At 67.2% G+C, this 16246-nt stretch carries 13 protein-coding genes and 1 riboswitch; of the genes, 4 read left to right on the forward strand and 9 right to left on the reverse strand.

The features are described from left to right. Positions 1–29: 29 nt before the first annotated feature. On the reverse strand, positions 30–416 hold the full coding sequence (locus BWQ92_RS06125) for a DUF3263 domain-containing protein (RefSeq protein WP_377957347.1): 387 nt from the start codon (positions 414–416) through the stop codon (positions 30–32). A gap of 163 nt (positions 417–579) precedes the next feature. Between BWQ92_RS06125 and BWQ92_RS06130 the strand changes: the two genes are divergently transcribed. Both BWQ92_RS06130 and BWQ92_RS06135 read left to right on the forward strand, forming a co-directional pair. Further along, positions 580–1347 carry a uracil-DNA glycosylase gene (locus BWQ92_RS06130; RefSeq protein ID WP_076803541.1) on the forward strand — a complete coding sequence of 256 codons (768 nt, stop codon included), beginning with the start codon at positions 580–582 and terminating at the stop codon, positions 1345–1347. 24 nt (positions 1348–1371) lie between these two features. Continuing rightward, a complete protein-coding gene (locus BWQ92_RS06135) occupies positions 1372–2211 on the forward strand; it encodes a siderophore-interacting protein (RefSeq protein WP_076798750.1) in 840 nt (279 codons plus the stop codon). Positions 2212–2247: 36 nt separating this feature from the next. Here the strand turns inward: BWQ92_RS06135 and BWQ92_RS06140 are convergent, their stop codons facing one another. Both BWQ92_RS06140 and BWQ92_RS06145 read right to left on the reverse strand, forming a co-directional pair. After that, entirely contained in the window at positions 2248–3744 is a 1497-nt protein-coding gene (locus BWQ92_RS06140; RefSeq protein ID WP_076798751.1) for a threonine/serine ThrE exporter family protein, read from the reverse strand. A 60-nt stretch (positions 3745–3804) separates the two neighbouring features. Beyond that, a complete protein-coding gene (locus BWQ92_RS06145) occupies positions 3805–4878 on the reverse strand; it encodes a lipid II:glycine glycyltransferase FemX (RefSeq protein ID WP_076798752.1) in 1074 nt (357 codons plus the stop codon). A gap of 151 nt (positions 4879–5029) precedes the next feature. Here BWQ92_RS06145 and BWQ92_RS06150 point away from each other — a divergent pair, with 151 nt between their 5' ends. Beyond that, positions 5030–5602: a TspO/MBR family protein gene (locus BWQ92_RS06150; RefSeq protein WP_076798753.1), complete on the forward strand. Its 573-nt coding sequence runs from the start codon at positions 5030–5032 to the stop codon at positions 5600–5602. Between the two features lie 22 nt (positions 5603–5624). Here the strand turns inward: BWQ92_RS06150 and BWQ92_RS06155 are convergent, their stop codons facing one another. The 6 genes from BWQ92_RS06155 to BWQ92_RS06180 all read right to left on the reverse strand — a co-directional run bounded on the left by BWQ92_RS06155 (position 5625) and on the right by BWQ92_RS06180 (position 14620). Continuing rightward, positions 5625–7037, reverse strand: a complete 1413-nt coding sequence (locus tag BWQ92_RS06155) for an L-serine ammonia-lyase (protein WP_076798754.1) — start codon at positions 7035–7037, stop codon at positions 5625–5627. A gap of 116 nt (positions 7038–7153) precedes the next feature. Further along, positions 7154–8488: a serine hydroxymethyltransferase gene (glyA, locus tag BWQ92_RS06160; protein WP_076798755.1), complete on the reverse strand. Its 1335-nt coding sequence runs from the start codon at positions 8486–8488 to the stop codon at positions 7154–7156. Further along, positions 8485–8868 carry a glycine cleavage system protein GcvH gene (gcvH, locus tag BWQ92_RS06165; protein WP_076798756.1) on the reverse strand — a complete coding sequence of 128 codons (384 nt, stop codon included), beginning with the start codon at positions 8866–8868 and terminating at the stop codon, positions 8485–8487. The genes glyA and gcvH overlap by 4 nt, the downstream gene beginning before the upstream one ends. A 621-nt stretch (positions 8869–9489) precedes the next feature. After that, the gene (gene gcvT, locus BWQ92_RS06170; RefSeq protein WP_076798757.1) at positions 9490–10638 is read right to left on the reverse strand and encodes a glycine cleavage system aminomethyltransferase GcvT; all 1149 of its coding nucleotides are present in this window, start codon (positions 10636–10638) and stop codon (positions 9490–9492) included. Between the two features lie 66 nt (positions 10639–10704). Beyond that, the gene (gene gcvP / locus BWQ92_RS06175; protein WP_442856748.1) at positions 10705–13575 is read right to left on the reverse strand and encodes an aminomethyl-transferring glycine dehydrogenase; all 2871 of its coding nucleotides are present in this window, start codon (positions 13573–13575) and stop codon (positions 10705–10707) included. Between the two features lie 186 nt (positions 13576–13761). After that, positions 13762–13860: riboswitch (glycine riboswitch) on the reverse strand. Between the two features lie 220 nt (positions 13861–14080). Then, positions 14081–14620, reverse strand: a complete 540-nt coding sequence (locus BWQ92_RS06180) for a TetR/AcrR family transcriptional regulator (RefSeq protein ID WP_076803542.1) — start codon at positions 14618–14620, stop codon at positions 14081–14083. Positions 14621–14688: 68 nt separating this feature from the next. Between BWQ92_RS06180 and BWQ92_RS06185 the strand changes: the two genes are divergently transcribed. After that, a complete protein-coding gene (locus BWQ92_RS06185) occupies positions 14689–16245 on the forward strand; it encodes an MFS transporter (protein ID WP_076798759.1) in 1557 nt (518 codons plus the stop codon). Position 16246 lies beyond the last annotated feature (1 nt).

Here is a 16246-nt window from a genome sequence, read left to right on the forward strand (position 1 = left end):
GGTTTTCGCCGGCAGTCCGGCACTAGCAATTACGCGTCAGATCCAAGGCGGCGTGCAGTGCGGGCCCGCTGACGTGACGTACGTAGTCTACGCAATCTCTTCACCAGCATGGGGTCGTGGGCCAGCGCATGCTCGGTATCGATCAGGGCATTGAGGATCTGGTAGTAGTGCGTGGCGGACAGGTCAAAGAGCTCCCGGATGGCCTGTTCCTTGGCTCCAGCGTACTTCCACCACTGCCGTTCGAGGGCGAGGATCTGCTGCTCACGCTCGCTCAGCGGCGAGTCCCGGAGCTTGAAGTCGTCCAGCAGCGAGCCGCTGCGCAGCCCGTGCCCCGTCATTGCATCCTGCTCAGCGTCCTGCCCTGAATCCTGGTGTGATTCCTGAGCTGCGAGGTGGTCCTGCAACGGCTCGGCCACTGCGCTCTCCTTAGCTGAATCCGGTCAAAGTACCTCCCCTATGTTACGGAGGAATAACAGCCTTGTCATTTGCGGCGCGGCTGCCGGAGGCGGCCCCTTGCACGCTCCCAGAAAGGCTCCGGCAAGCGCCTGCGCGCGGCCTTGCGGAAGAATGGACGGCGTGATGGAACCCGAACCCCTCTTCGACCTGGAACCAGCCGGGACCGCCGGCCCGGATTTTGCGGAGCTCGCCAGGCTGCCGTTCAGCGAACTGATGGCGCCTGACTGGGCGGAGGCCCTGTCCGGGGTGGAAGCCGAGCTGAGGTCCGTCCTGTCTTTCCTCGCCGCCGAGGAGGCAGCCGGGCGCCGGGTGCTGCCGTCGGCGTCGAATGTCCTCCGGGCCTTCCGGCAGCCCCTGAAGGGTGTGCGGGTCCTGATCGTGGGCCAGGATCCCTACCCCACCCCTGGCCATGCGGTGGGGCTTGCCTTTTCCGTTGACGCCGGAACACGCCCCATCCCCCGCAGCCTGGCCAACATCTACAGGGAGCTTGAATCCGACCTTGGCCTGCCGCCGCGGATCCACGGTGACCTCGGCGCCTGGGCGGAGCAGGGCGTCCTGCTGCTCAACCGGGTGCTGAGCGTACGCGAGGGCGCCGCCGGGTCGCACCGAGGCAAGGGCTGGGAGGCCATCTCGACGGCGGCCGTCACCGCCGTCGCCGGGCGCCGGACAGCGGACGGAACCGCCGCCCCGCTCGTCGCGGTGCTCTGGGGCAAGGATGCCGAGAGCGTCCGCCCCCTGCTGGGCAGCACGCCTGTGGTGGCCAGCGCCCACCCCAGCCCGCTGTCCGCCTCGCGCGGATTCTTCGGCTCCCGGCCGTTCAGCCGCGTCAACGCACTGCTGAGGGAGCAGGGCGCCTGCCCGGTGGACTGGGAGATCCCCGCCGTCCCCTAAGGAGCTTAGGCTAGGCTTACCTGCATGAGTTCCCTCCCGGCCGCCACGGCCGCCACCAAGAAATCCCGCCCGCAGGTCACCCTGACTGTCCTTCGGCGCGAGCAGCTTTCCGCCCACATGGTGCGGATCGTTGCCGGCGGCCCGGGCTTCGCTGATTACATCAACAACGACTTCGTCGACCGGTACGTCAAAATCGTCTTTCCGCAGCCTGGCGTGGATTACCCGGAACCCCTGGACCTTTGGGCCATCCGGGAAACGCTGCCGCGGGAGCAGTGGCCCTACACCAGGACCTACACGGTCCGCTGGGTGGATACGGCGGCAGGCGAACTGGCCATTGATTTCGTGGTCCACGGGGACGAGGGCCTGGCCGGCCCCTGGGCCGCCAAGGCCGAACCGGGTGACAGCCTCATCTTCACCGGGCCGGGCGGCGCGTACAACCCCGATCCGGCCGCGGACTGGTACCTCCTGGCCGGGGACGAAGCGGCCCTGCCGGCCATGGCCGCCGTCATCGAGTCCCTGCCGGAGCACGCCCGCGGCCTGGCCTTCATCGAAGTGGGCTCGGACGCGGACATCCAGGAGCTCGCTGCGCCGGCCGGGCTCGAACTGGTCTGGCTGCAGCGCGGCGGCGTCGCCGCCGGCGAGAGTGACCAGCTCGTGGAGGCGGTGCGCAACGCCGCCTGGCCGGAGGGCCGGGTGAACGTCTTCGCGCACGGCGAGCGCGGCTACATGAAGGGCCTGCGGGACGTCCTGTTCCGCGAGCGGGGCCTGGACCGCAGCCAGGTTTCGCTGTCCGGCTACTGGGCCAAGGGCCGGGTCGAGGACGTGTTCCAGGCCGAGAAGAAGCTCCCCATCGGCCAGATCTAAACCGGCCAGGATTCAGCGGCGCCCGTCCAACCTGTCCTAGCGGCGGCGCGAACGCCGCCGCTCGTTGCTGGCCAGGTTCCGTGTAAGCGGGCGGGCCAGGGTGTCGCCAAGCACAATGCCGCCCGCCACGCCGAACACAATCGCCCCGGCGCTGAGCATTCCGCCGGCCCCGAGCAGGATCTCGGACTCCTCGATGGTCAGCACGTACATCGACCGGAAGATCGTGAGGCCGGGCAGGAGGATCAGGCCGGCCGGCACGGCGACCACCAGCTGCGGCGCCCCCATCTTCAGCGCAACCACACGGGCCAGCAGGCCAATCACCACGGCAGCGAGCGCCGGCGAGAAGCGTGAGCCAACGCCGAGCGCCTCCCCCGCGATCAGGGTCAGGTGCCCCACCACACCGACGGCCGCCGTCGGAAGCAGCAGCTTCCAGTTTGTCTGCTCGGTAATGCCGATTGCCACGACGGCGATGGCAACCAGGATCACCTGCGCCCACAACGGGTATGCGGGCGGGAACGTCTCGGTCACGTCGATCGGCTCCATGCCGATCCTGTCCCCCACCACAAACGCGACGGCGATTCCGGCGACGACAGCCCCGAACGTCAGCAGGGTGGACAGGAACCTGCCGGCCGCCGTGACGGGAAAGCCGTTGATGGCGTCCTGGACCGAGGACACGAGCCGCCCGGTGGGAAGCAGCAGCAGGATTCCGCCCACCACCACAATGGCGGGCGCTAGCCGGATCCCCAAAGGACTGCCGAACCGCCACAGCAGCAGCGCGATGACCGTCACCACAAACGAGCAGGCCGCCGTGATGAAGAAGTCAGGCGTCCGCCAGCGGCCCAGCTTCCGGGCCACCAGGCTGATCAGCAGGTTGGAGACGAACGCGACGGCGGAGGCGCCGGGACCGCCGCCGATGACGCCCACGAACACGGCCGAGAACACAGCGAATGCGACCGTCACCATCCAGCGCGGGAAGGGCTTGGGGCGGCGGACGATCTCGTCGAGCCGGCGGACGGCCTCGTCCCGGCCCACTCCCCCGGCAACGATATCGGTCACCAGCTGGTGGACCTGGGCCAGCCCCGCATAGTTGTTCGTCCAGGAACGGACCACGCGCAGGAGGGTGATGGGCGTCTGGTCCTTGGCCGCGTAGTTGATGCCCACGGACTGGTTGGTGATGTCCACCTCGATGTTCTTCAGCCCCAGCGCCGCCGTCACGGCGATGATGCTTGTTTCCACCTCGAGGGCGCCGGCGCCGTACCGGAACATGGACTCGGCAAGATGCAGCGCAAAGTCCATTGTCTTGCGGGCGGACTCGTCGATCCCGCCCACCTGGATCATGGGGTTGGCGTAGGGGCTTCCGGCGAGCCGGTCCACGATGCTCAGCGGCGCCGTCGGCGGGTTTTCCCCCTGCACCAAGCGGCGCAGCATGCGCTTGGCCGCCGCATTCTGGTGCAGCTGCGAGGCGGTGAGCGGCTCCGTCTTCGGCAGCCCGTCCGTGGGCGGCCGGTTGGCGCCGCGGGGTTGTTTAGTCATCAGGGCTCCCCTCTGTCAGTGCCTTAGCCGTTTCGGTGCCTTAGCCGTTAAACGTCCCGGTCAGTAGAACTGTTGCCCGGTGCGGCGGGTGTACAGCTGCCGGGCCACGCGTTCGCCGGCAGCAATCCATGCCTTGTATTTCAGCGGGCTGATGACCTGGTCATAGCAGCCCACAAAGTCCGTGACGGTCTTGCTGAAACTGGTCTTGAAAAGCCCCAGCCCGTGGAAGGGATTCGACGTGTCCTTCAGCTTGTCGCTGGGCGGCGTTCCACAGAAGTCGTATTCCGTGCAGCCCAGCTCCTTCAGCTGGTTGATGGCGGTCCACTGCACCAGGTGCGAATCGCCGTACTGGCTGCGCTTCTGCAGGGATCCGCCGTCCTTGTACGTGCCCTTGCGTCCGTAGTTGATGACGAAGGCACCCACGGAGGGAACGCCGTTCTCGTACACGAACATGAGCCGGCCCTGGCCGCGCTTGATGAAGTTGGTCCAGAACTGGCGGTAGTACTCGTATTCGCGGACGCGGACCTGCGACTTCGCCTGGACCGTGTCGGTCATCAGGGCGTACATGGCCTTGAAGTTTTCCTCGCTGGGGTCCACGTTGTGCACCTCGACGCCCTCGCGGATGGCGCGGCGGATGGCGTTGCGTCCCCGGGAGTGGAGGTTGCGGAGCAGCTGGTTCTCCTCCGGGGAGATGTCCAGCAGGGCCGTGGAGTCGTTGGGCTGCAGGTTATGCGTCTTGACCAGGCCGGCCCCCTCGATGACGGAGCGCGCGGCGTCGCTGAGGATGATGTCCGGCTCGATCTTGATGGCGAACACGCCGAGCCGTGCGCGCCTGACGAACTCGGCGTTCGCCGCGGCGATGCCCGGAATGTCCTCGACGCCGGCCACGTCCGGTCCCTTGATGAGGTACCAGAGCTTGCCCAGCACCGGGAAGCTCTTTTCCAGCACCAGGTTGTAGCTCGTGTAGTCGGCCGTCTCGTAAACGAGGTGCAGGGTCTTCCAGCCGAAGTGCTGCTTGACCTCGGCGAAGGCCTCTGACTGCAGCAGGTTTCCGCCGTTCGGATTCGCGGTGACGTGGGAGTCCCAGTTGGCAACCTCTTCGGAGGTGGCAAAGCGGGCAGTGAATTCTCGCAAGTGTGCCGTGTCCAATCTTCGCTTACGTTTCGTGCAGATGCCGGAGAAGCAGCCTCAAGTCTATCCGGCAGGCCTCCCTGCCCGCTCGATGCCGGCACGTGATCCTGGTCAGCAGCTTGACTCTGCCTGTGCCCTTGGCAACTGTAGTGAAATGGGCAGCAGGGACAGCGCACCGGCCGCGGGAGCCGGAACAGACGGCAAACGCACGGGTGGCGGCGCGCAGCCTGAGCCGCGGCGCACCGCCGTCGACCTGGCCGCACTCGTGGGGTTCCTGGCGGCCTCCGCCCTCGTGGCCTGGCTCGGTTCGCAGGCAACCATCACCAACGTCACCGGCTGGTACGCGGTGGCCGACAAGGCGCCGTGGTCCCCGCCCAACTGGGTGTTCGGTCCGGTCTGGACCATGCTGTACACGGCCATGGCCGTGGCGGCCTGGCTCGTCTGGCGCAGCCGCAGCCCGAACCGCAGGGCTGCGCTCACCGTCTACGGCATGCAGCTTGCCCTCAACCTGGCCTGGACGCCCGTGTTCTTCGGGCTTTATCCGGTGTGGGGTGCGGCCGCGCTCTGGCTGGCGCTGGGCATTATCGGTGCGCTGGCGCTGGCTGTGGCCGCCTGCGTGCTGCTGTTCGGGCCGATCCGCCGCACGGCCGGCCTGCTGATGCTGCCGTACCTGTCGTGGGTCGTCTTTGCCTCGAGCCTGAATCTCTGGGCCGCCGCCAACAACTAGGTCCCGGAAGGCGGGTGAGCGGTCAGCACTCGACGACGTTGACGGCGAGGCCGCCCATCGCGGTTTCCTTGTATTTGGAGCTCATGTCCTTGCCGGTCTCGCGCATGGTCACGATGACCTCGTCCAATGAGACCCGGTGCGAACCGTCACCCCACAGCGCCATCTTCGCCGCATTGATCGCTTTCGCCGCCGCGATCGCGTTCCGTTCGATGCACGGCACCTGGACCAGCCCGCCGATCGGATCACACGTCAGGCCCAGATTGTGCTCCATCGCGATTTCGGCCGCGTTCTCCACCTGCGCCGGTGTGCCGCCCATGACCTCGGCGAGCCCGGCGGCCGCCATCGACGACGCCGATCCCACCTCGCCCTGGCAGCCCACCTCCGCGCCGGAGATGGACGCCTGTTCCTTATAGAGCACCCCGATCGCACCCGCGGTCAGCAGGAAACGGACCACCACGTCGTCGCGGTCTTCCTGGGTAGCCTTGTCCATGCCCGGCGCGAAGTGCAGCGCGTAGTACAGCACGGCCGGAATGATGCCCGCCGCACCGTTCGTCGGAGCGGTGACCACGCGACCGCCCGACGCGTTCTCCTCGTTGACCGCCAGGGCAATCAGGTTCACCCACTCCTGCCAGTACCTGGGATCGTGATAGTCCCCTCCGTGGTCACGGCCTTCCTTCAGCAGGCGCTCGTGCCAGTCAGGGGCACGACGGCGGACCTTCAGTCCGCCGGGCAGCAGCCCCTCCCGCTTCAGGCTGACGTCCACGCAGCCCTCCATCACGGAGTAGATGTGGAGCAGGCCCTCCCGGATTTCCGCCTCGGAGCGCGAGGCGCACTCGTTGATCAGCATGATGTCGGCGATGGAGAGGCCCTGGGCACGGCAATGTTCCAGCAGCTCGGCGGCGGTCCGGAACGGCAGCGGCAGTACCTTCTTCGACTCGTCGAGCTCCTGCTGTGCAGCGTCCTCCTCGCCCTCACGGACAATGAACCCGCCGCCGACCGAGAAGAACGTCGCCTCGTGAAGCACCGTCCCCTCGGCGTCGGACACCGCGAAGGTCATGCCGTTGGTGTGCCGCGGCAGAACGGTGAGCGGGCGCAGGACCATGTCCTTCACGCCGTAAGGCAGGGGCACAGAGCCGGCCAGGTTCAGGATTCCAGTCTCCGCGATCGACGCCAGCCGCTCCTCAACCTCATCAGGCAGGATCAGCTCCGGGTGAAACCCCTCCAGGCCCAGCAGGATCGCTGTCATGGTGCCATGCCCGTGCCCGGTGGCCGCAAGCGAGCCGTACAGGTCCACCCGCAGCGAGGCCACGCTGTCCAGCTTCCCGCCAGCTTTCAGCTCCCCGGCGAAAACGGCAGCGGCACGCATCGGACCCACGGTGTGGGAACTCGAGGGTCCGATCCCAATGGAAAAGAGATCAAAGACTCCAACGGCCATAAATTAATCCTAACTAGGCATGGGGTCGGGTGAGGGTGGAGTTTTTGTTCAGATCATGGCCGCCAAAGGGCGGCACCCGAACCCGCGACATCTGTACAAAAACTCCACCCTCGGGGTCAGGCGAGGTTTGCGACGCCCGGGTAGAGGGGATGGGCTTCGGCCAGGGCCTCTACCCGGTTACGCAGTCCGGAGAGGTCCGCGCCGGCGTCGGCGGTCAGTGCCTCTGCGATGATGTCCGCCACCTCGGCGAAGGCGGCTTCGCCGAAACCGCGGGTGGCCAGGGCCGGGGTACCGATGCGCAGGCCGGAGGTGACCATCGGCGGGCGCGGATCGAACGGCACGGCGTTGCGGTTCACGGTGATGTCGATGGCGGCGAGGCGGTCCTCGGCCTGCTGCCCGTCGAGCTCACAGTTCCGCAGGTCCACCAGGACCAGGTGCACGTCCGTTCCGCCGGAGACCACGGAGATGCCCTTCGCGGTCACATCGGGCTGGACCAGGCGCTCGGCCAGGATCCGGGCACCGGCGAGCACGCGCTCCTGGCGCTCCTTGAACTCCGCGGACGCGGCGATTTTGAAGGCCACGGCCTTGCCCGCGATCACGTGCTCCAGCGGCCCACCCTGCTGGCCGGGGAACACCGCCGAGTTGATCTTCTTGGCGACGTCGGCGTCGTTGGTCAGGATGATCCCGCCGCGCGGACCGGCCAGGGTCTTGTGCGTGGTGGACGTGGTGACATGCGCGTGCGGCACCGGGGACGGGTGCAGCCCCGCAGCGACAAGGCCCGCGAAGTGCGCCATGTCCACCATCAGGTAGGCGCCCACGGAATCGGCGATCCGGCGGAACTCGGCGAAGTCCAGCTGCCGGGCGTACGCGGACCAGCCGGCCACGATGAGCTGCGGCTTGTGCTCCTGGGCCAGGCGCTCCACCTCGGCCATGTCGATCCGGTGGTCATCTTCACGGACCTGGTACGGGACCACGTTGTACAGCTTGCCGGAGAAGTTGATGCGCATACCGTGGGTCAGGTGCCCGCCGTGGGCCAGGTTCAGGCCCATGATGGTGTCGCCCGGCTTGATCAGCGCGTGCATCACCGAGGCGTTCGCCTGCGCACCGGAGTGCGGCTGCACGTTCGCGTATTCGGCACCGAACAGGGCCTTGACCCGGTCGATGGCAAGCTGCTCGATCACGTCAACGTGCTCGCAGCCGCCGTAGTACCGCTTGCCCGGGTAGCCCTCGGCGTACTTGTTGGTCAGCACCGAACCCTGCGCCTGCATCACCGCAGCCGCAGTGTGGTTCTCCGACGCGATCATCTCCAGACCGGAGCGCTGGCGGCCAAGTTCGTCATCGATCTTCACCGCGATCTCCGGATCCAGCTCCGCGAGGTCAGCGTTCAGGCTCGGCGACACAACCTGCTCAAACGCAACTGTTTCTGTGCCTGCGGCACCTGCGCCGCTCACAGCTCGCCGCCGTTCGTGGACGCGTACTCCTCGGCCGACAGCAGCGGCCCCTCGGACTCAGCGGCCACCTTGAACAACCAGCCCGCACCGTACGGGTCGCTGTTGATCAGCGCGGGATCGGAAACGACGTCGTCATTGATCTCGACTACCTCACCGGTGACCGGGGCGTACAGGTCAGAGACCGACTTCGTCGACTCCACCTCGCCGCAGGTCTCCCCCGCGGTCACGGCCGAGCCGACCTCGGGCAGGTCAACGTAAACGATGTCGCCGAGGGCGTCAGTGGCCACGGCGGAAATGCCAATGGACACCACATTCCCGTCCCCGCGGGAAACCCATTCATGCTCGGCGGAATACTGCAGTTCAGCGGCAACTTTTGCCATTTATTTTTCCTTTGCTCGTGAAACTCGCGGACAAAAACAGTTGTGGCTGGGTTACGCGACGGGACACGGGATCCTCCGCGTGCTCGGTCGCGAAGGCGCCCGCTGAGCGGACGCGACGCTCCCTTAGACGCACGCTTCCGGATACCGCGCTCCCGCCGCTTGTGCCAATGTTCCGTTGAAGAGAACGCTGGCAATTCAAAAATCACTGCGCCTTCGGCCGCTCTTGAGCACAGTTCGGCAAGCTCAATCCCCAGTGATCGAGCTCGCCGAGACGCGCTGGAGCCCTGGCTTTCGAAGGCACTAACTCGGCGATGCTAGGTTTCCAGGGGACTCCACCGGCACCCCTCCCCCAGCACTTTTGGCTTTCGATGGCGCCCGTACTGGAGACGGCTGTCCTGCCCGAAGGTGAGCTGACAGAGGCCCCTTAGGGGCTGGCATCCGGAAGCGTGCTCCCCACCGTCTCCCTAACCTCGCAAGCTCGGCCAGGGCACCCTGACGGCGTGGGCCCATTCGGGAGCGTCACGTCCGCTCAGCGGGCGTCTACGCGACCGAGCACGCGGAGGATGTCAGCCCCGACGGGGCCGGTGCCGGGAACGGCACTAGGGGGCAGGACTGGTTGGGCTACTTTGAGCGCTTGTAGAAAGGCAGTGCGACGACTTCGAACGGCTCCGCCTTGCCCCGCAGGTCGATGTCCAGTGCCGTGCCGGGTTCGGCGTAGGCGACGTCGACGTAGGCCATGGCGACCGGGTAGCCGAGGGTGGGGCTGGGCTGGCCGGAGGTCACTTCACCGACGACGTTGCCGTCCTTGAGGACCGGGTAGTGCCCGCGGCCGGCGCGGCGGCCCAGGCCCTTGAGGCCCACGAGCTTGCGGCCCGTGGCGGAGCCTGCTCCGGCTTCCTTCTTGGCTGCCAGCGCGGCCTTGCCCACGAAGTCGCCTTCCTTGGACAGCGCGACGACGGGGCCGAGGCCGGCGGCGAACGGGTCGCCCTCGAGGGAAAGCTCGTTGCCGTAGAGCGGCATGCCGGCCTCCAGGCGGAGTGAATCACGGGAGGCAAGACCGGCAGGCGTCAGCTCACCCTCGTCCGCGATGGCGACGATCGACTGCCAGAGGGCGGCGGCGCCTTCGTTCTCCACGAAGATCTCGAAGCCGTCCTCACCGGTGTAACCGGTGCGGGCCAGCAGCAGGTTCCGGCTGGCACCGCCCACCAGGAAGGGGACCTCGACGGCGGCGTAGTACTTCAGCCCGGTGACCAGCTCGTGCTGGGCGGCCGGGACCAGGCGCAGGAGGATCTCCTCGGCCTTGGGACCCTGCACGGCGACCAGCGACGTCTCAGCGGAGACGTCTTCGACAACGGCGTTGAAGCCGGCAGCCCGCTGCGCCAGTGCCTGGGCCACGACCTTGGCGTTGCCGGCGTTCGGGACCACGAGGAACCTGTCGCTGTCCTCAATGTCAGAGGGCCGCCGGTACACGATGAGGTCGTCGATGATGCCGCCGTCCTCGTTGCAGATCAGGGAGTACTTGGCCTTGCCGACGGCCATGGCGGAAATCTTGCCGGCCAGGGCGTAGTCCAGGAAGGCTGCGGCCTCCGGGCCGGTCACCCAGACTTCGCCCATGTGGGAGAGGTCGAAGATGCCGGCCGCATTGCGGACGGCGTGGTGCTCGGCCAGTTCGGAGCCGTACTTCAGGGGCATCTGCCAGCCGCCGAAGTCGGTGAAGGAGGCGCCAAGCTTCTTGTGCTCCTCGTAAAGGGCGGTGTAGTTCTCAGTCATTGAGGAATCCTTTGGGTGCTGGTGGGCAGGCCGAAGTACGGCTTCGGCCTGCCCACCATGGGAGCTTTAGTTTTCGAACGCTGCTGTGTTGTCCTCGAACGCTTCGAGAGGTGGGCAGGAGCAGACCAGGTTGCGGTCACCCGCTGCGCCGTCGATGCGGCCCACCGGCGGGAAGTACTTGTCCTGCTTGTGCGTGTGCCCGGGGAAGACGGCCTGCTCGCGCGGGTAGGCGCGGTCCCAGTCGGAGCTGATCGCGGCGGCCGCGGTGTGCGGTGCGTTCCGCAGCGGCGAGTTCTGGACCGTAAAGTCTCCGTTGGCCACCTGGTCGATCTCGCCGCGGATGGCGATCATGGCCTTGATGAACCGGTCGATTTCGCCCAGGTCCTCGGACTCGGTGGGCTCCACCATCAGCGTTCCCGCCACCGGGAACGCCAGCGTGGGCGCGTGGAAACCGTAGTCGATCAGCCGCTTGGCCACATCCTCGGCGGTGACGCCGGTCTTGGCCGTCAGTTCGCGCAGGTCCAGGATGCACTCGTGCGCCACAAGGCCGCCTTCGCCCGTGTAGAGCACGGGGAAGAAGTCGTTCAGGCTGGCCGCCACGTAGTTGGCTGCGAGCAGCGCAGACTTGGTGGCCTCGGTCAGGCCAGCCCCGCCCATGAGCTTCACGTACGCCCAGGAGATGGGCAGCACGCCCGCGGAGCCGAAGCGCGACGCGGAGATCGGGACGTCGTTGCCCTCCGTCCAGGTCGCCGCGTCGCCCGGCATGAACGGGGCGAGGTGGGCCTTGGCTGCGACGGGGCCGACGCCCGGTCCGCCGCCGCCGTGCGGGATGCAGAAGGTCTTGTGCAGGTTCAGGTGCGAGACGTCCCCGCCGAACTTGCCCGGCTGCGCCAGGCCCACCAGCGCGTTGAGGTTCGCGCCATCGACGTACACCTGGCCGCCGGCGGCATGCACGGCGTCGCAGACCTCGCGGACATCGCCGTCGTATACCCCGTGCGTGGACGGGTACGTGATCATGATGCAGGAGAGCGCATCCTTGTTGGCCTCGATCTTGGCGTACAGGTCCGCGTGGTCGATGGTGCCGTCGGCGGCAGTGGCCACCACGACCACCTTCATGCCGGCCAGCACGGCCGAGGCGGCGTTGGTGCCGTGCGCGGATGCCGGGATCAGGCAGATGTTGCGCTGCTCATCACCGCGGGAGCGGTGGTAACCGCGGATGGCCAGCAGGCCCGCGAGCTCGCCCTGCGACCCGGCGTTGGGCTGGATGGACACCTGGTCGTAGCCGGTGATCTCCGTCAGCTGCCCCTCAAGGTCGGCGATCAGTTCGCGCCAGCCCGCGGTCTGGGAGTCCGGGGCGAACGGGTGGATCGAGGCGAATTCCGGCCAGGAGATGGCCTCCATCTCAGCCGTCGCGTTCAACTTCATGGTGCACGAACCCAGCGGGATCATGGTCCGGTCCAGGGCAAGGTCGCGGTCGGAAAGCTTCCGGATGTAGCGCAACAGTTGCGTTTCGGAGCGGTGCGTGTTGAACACCGGATGCTGCAGGTACGCGGAGGAACGTTCGACGGCGGTCTCCAGCGCGAAACCGTCACCCGCCTCCACTGCCGTGGCACCAAAGGCGGCGAGAACGTCGGCGACAATGGCCGTCGTCGTGGTTTCATCCGTGGAGATGCCAACGGTGTCGGCGTCGATGCTGCGGAGGTTGATGCCCTTCTGCTCGGCGGCGGCGACGATGGCGGCCGCCTTGCCCGGGACGGAGACCGTCACGGTGTCGAAGAAGCTGGTGTGGAGGACGTCCAGCCCGGCAGCCTTGAGCGACGCGGCGAGAGTCCTGGCGTGGCCGTGGGCAGTTTCGGCGATTGCCTTCAGACCCTCCGGGCCGTGGTACACGGCGTACATCGAGGCCACAATGGCCAGCAGGGCCTGCGCGGTGCAGATGTTGGACGTGGCCTTCTCGCGGCGGATGTGCTGCTCTCGCGTCTGCAGCGCCAGCCGGTAGGCGGGAACACCTGCGGAGTCCTTGGAGACACCCACGAGCCGGCCGGGCAGCGAGCGCTCAAGACCCTTCTGCACGGCCATGTAGGCGGCGTGCGGTCCGCCGTAGAACAGCGGCACGCCGAAGCGCTGGGCGGTGCCGACGGCGATGTCCGCGCCCTGCTCGCCCGGGGGCGTGATGAGGGTCAGGGCCAGCAGGTCGGCGGCCACCGTCACCAGCGCGCCGCGCTCCTTGGCGGCGGCAATCACTCCGGAGTGGTCGAAGACCCGGCCCGAAACGCCGGGCTGCTGGAGCACGACGCCGTTGATGTCGCCGTCGGGCAGTCCCTGGGCGAGGTCCGCGACCTCCACCTCGAAGCCAAGCGCTTCGGCGCGGCCCTTCACGATGGCAATGGTCTGCGGCAGGCAGTCAGCGTCCAGGACGGTCTTGCCCTCGTTCTTCTTGTTGGCCCGGCGCATCAGCAGCACGGCCTCGGCCACGGCCGTGGCTTCATCCAGCAGGGAAGCGTTGGCGATGGGCAGCCCGGTCAGGTCCTGGACCATGGTCTGGAAGTTCAGCAGCGCCTCGAGCCGGCCCTGGGAGATCTCCGGCTGGTACGGGGTGTACGCGGTGTACCAGGCGGGGGCCTCGAGGATGTTGCGGCGGATCACCGGCGGCGTCACGGTGTCGTAGTAGCCCTGCCCGATCATCTGCACGGCAGTCTTGTTCTTCGCCGCGAGCTTCCGGAGTTCGGCGAGGGCTTCCACTTCGCTCAGCGCGGGGGCGAGCGCCAGCGGGGAGTCCTGGCGGATGTCGTTGGGCACTGCCGTATCAACCAGCGCGTCGAGGGTGTCGTAGCCGACGGCCTTGAGCATGGCTTCGACGTCGGCCTGGCGGCGGGCGCCGATATGCCGGTCGACGAAGGACGAGGAGGCTGAACTAACGGTCAAAAGGAACTCCATGACTAAGGCGGCGCAGGGTACGCCACATTGATTCGGGTTCCTCCCCGCTCTGTATTGGACCTGAGAGATTCCGCGTTGCTGCGCCCTCGCACAGCCCCGCTTGCACCGTCGGTGAGCACAGCACGCCCTGAACCGTCCGCGTGGAGCGGAGCATTTCAGGGACAGCCTGCTGCTCTCCAGAGTTGCCTTGCCGCGGCGGTACGTGGGCCTGAGAGATTCCTGGGGAGGTTTTGCTCCTACGGCGCCTGCTTGTACCTACTTGCAGGACTCTCCCGCCGCAGATCAAAGGCTTTATTAAGTTGGGCGGTGACAGCTGCCACCGAGCCCATTCTCCTACTCCGGGTTCGCGTCCGCAAACCGTGTCGGCGCAGGGTGAGGCATGACGGCCGGCCCCAGAACGAAAACGCCGGAAGGCCTCCCGTTCGCTGGAAATTTCCGGCGGCTTCGATGCGTTCCGGCGGGTTCGCGTCCACAAACCGTGGCGGCAGCCCGGCCGCAAGCCGGCCTACCCCCGCAGCCGGTCAAGGGCGGCAAGGAGGCTTTCGACGTCCGCAGCCGTCTCGGACGGGGTCGCGGCGGGGCCAATGGACAGCATGGCGTTGAAGTAGAGCCCGTCACCCATGTACAAAACAGCCTTGGCCAGGCCCGGTCCGACATCGCGTGCGATCTCATCAAGCCACCGCTGCTGGATGTGGGCGAACCGGCGCCGCGTTTCCTCGTGCGCCACTTCGGCGAGCCGGGTGGCAGCCACGATGGCCCGGTCCAGCGGCGTATCGGCCCAGACCGATGACTTGATGAAGTAGGCGGCAGCACCCTCGGGGGCCGCTGCCATGGCCTGGGCATCCGCCTCGGCGAACTCATCCAGCCGGTCCAGCAGGACGCCGATCAGCGCCTCCTTGTTCGGAAAGTGGTACAGGAGCCCGCCCTTGGAGACGCCGGCGCGGGCGGCCACGGCGTCGAGTGTGGCAGCGCGCTCCCCCACCTCAATCAGGAGGGATTCGAAGGCATCGAGGACTGCGCCGCGCGCGACCGGTTTTCTGGGCATGGATTCCATCATGCCCGGTTCCGGCAAAGAGGGTGATAACTGTACCGTCCAGACGGTATAGTTATTTCATGACGATCCACTCGACGCTTAGCCCGAGGCTCACCGGCGGCAACGCGGCTGCACACAAGAGCCGCGACTGGTTCGCCCTGGCCCTGCTCATGTTCCCGGTCCTCCTGGTGGCCGTGGACAATACGGCACTGACGTTCGCCCTTCCCGCCATCGCGCGCAGCTTGGATCCCTCAGGCGTGGAGCTTTTGTGGGTGGTGGACGCCTACGCGCTGGTCCTTGCCGGGCTCCTTGTGGCAATGGGCAGCCTTGGAGACAGGATCGGACGCCGCCGCCTGCTCCTGGTCGGCATCTCGGGCTTTGCGGCCGTGTCCGCAGCGTCTGCGTTCGCACCGAGTGCCGAATGGCTCATCGCCGGCCGCGCAGCACTCGGGTTCTTCGGCGCGATGCTCATGCCGTCCACGCTGTCCCTGATCCGCAACATCTTCCAGGAACCGGGCAGGCGGAGGCTGGCCGTTGCCATCTGGGCGGCATGCTTCTCCGGGGGTGCAGCGCTGGGGCCGATCTTTGGCGGCTGGCTGGTGGAGCATTTCTGGTGGGGCGCAGTCCTGCTGGTGGCCGTGCCGATCATGCTGCCGCCGCTGATCCTGGGCCGCTTCCTCATCCCCGAATCCAAGGATCCGAAGCCGGGACGGGTGGATGCCCCCAGCGTGGTGCTGTCGATGCTGACCATGGTGCCGGTGGTCTACGGCATCAAGGAACTGGCAACCCACGGGCCCGGCCTGGCCCCCTTCGCCGTCATGGCCTTCGGCATGGCCATGGGCTTCCTCTTCGTCCGACGCCAGCAGGCCCTGGCATCGCCACTGCTGGACCTGTCCCTGTTCGGGAACCCGGTGTTTAGCACGGCGATCACGGCAAACATCCTGTCGCTGTTCTCCTACAACGGCTTCATCCTGTTCCTGGCACAGCACCTGCAGCTGCTCGAAGGCATGTCACCATCGGAGTCCGGCACCGCCATGGTGCCCGCGCTTACGGCCATGGTGCTGGCGGGCCTGCTGGTGGTTCCGCTGGTGAGGAAGGTACGGCCCGGCTTTGTGGTGGCCGCGGGACTGGCACTGAGCGCCACCGGCTACTGCCTGGTCACGTTCGGAAATCACGACGGCGGCCCCGCCACGCTGCTGGCCGCCCTCCTTCTCCTGGCCGTGGGTGTGGGAGCAGCCGAGACCATCTCGAACGACCTGATTCTGGGAGCAGCGCCGGCAGCGAAGTCCGGCGCAGCGGCAGCGATCTCCGAGACGGGCTACGAAGTGGGCTCACTCCTCGGCACGGCGGTGCTGGGATCCATCCTGACCGCGTCCTACCAGCAGCACCTCGCCCTGCCGGCAGTCGTTGCGGAGACGGTCCCTGCAGCGGCGGCGGACAAGGCCGGGGAAACACTGGCCGGCGCGATGGAGCTCGCCGGATCGCTGCCGGCACCGCTGGCCGAGGCGCTGACGGCAGCAGCCCGGGCATCCTTTGACTCCGGCGTCCATATCACTGCGGCGATTGGGCTGGTACTGATGGCTGCAGCATCGGCCCTTGCCGCCGTCGTACTACGCCGCATCCCGCGCGCAAAGTAGC

Origin of the sequence: Arthrobacter sp. QXT-31 (assembly GCF_001969265.1) — a bacterium.
Lineage (GTDB): Bacteria > Actinomycetota > Actinomycetes > Actinomycetales > Micrococcaceae > Arthrobacter.

Bases quoted from the DNA above. Each gene is read 5' to 3' on its own strand.
- BWQ92_RS06130 (WP_076803541.1), top strand. From the start codon at position 580: ATGGAACCCGAACCCCTCTTCGACCTGGAACCAGCCGGGACCGCCGGC.
- BWQ92_RS06135 (WP_076798750.1), top strand. From the start codon at position 1,372: ATGAGTTCCCTCCCGGCCGCCACGGCCGCCACCAAGAAATCCCGCCCG.
- BWQ92_RS06140 (WP_076798751.1), bottom strand. From the start codon at position 3,744: ATGACTAAACAACCCCGCGGCGCCAACCGGCCGCCCACGGACGGGCTG.
- BWQ92_RS06150 (WP_076798753.1), top strand. From the start codon at position 5,030: ATGGGCAGCAGGGACAGCGCACCGGCCGCGGGAGCCGGAACAGACGGC.
- BWQ92_RS06155 (WP_076798754.1), bottom strand. From the start codon at position 7,037: ATGGCCGTTGGAGTCTTTGATCTCTTTTCCATTGGGATCGGACCCTCG.
- gcvH (WP_076798756.1), bottom strand. From the start codon at position 8,868: ATGGCAAAAGTTGCCGCTGAACTGCAGTATTCCGCCGAGCATGAATGG.
- gcvT (WP_076798757.1), bottom strand. From the start codon at position 10,638: ATGACTGAGAACTACACCGCCCTTTACGAGGAGCACAAGAAGCTTGGC.
- gcvP (WP_442856748.1), bottom strand. From the start codon at position 13,575: ATGGAGTTCCTTTTGACCGTTAGTTCAGCCTCCTCGTCCTTCGTCGAC.
- BWQ92_RS06180 (WP_076803542.1), bottom strand. From the start codon at position 14,620: ATGCCCAGAAAACCGGTCGCGCGCGGCGCAGTCCTCGATGCCTTCGAA.
- BWQ92_RS06185 (WP_076798759.1), top strand. From the start codon at position 14,689: ATGACGATCCACTCGACGCTTAGCCCGAGGCTCACCGGCGGCAACGCG.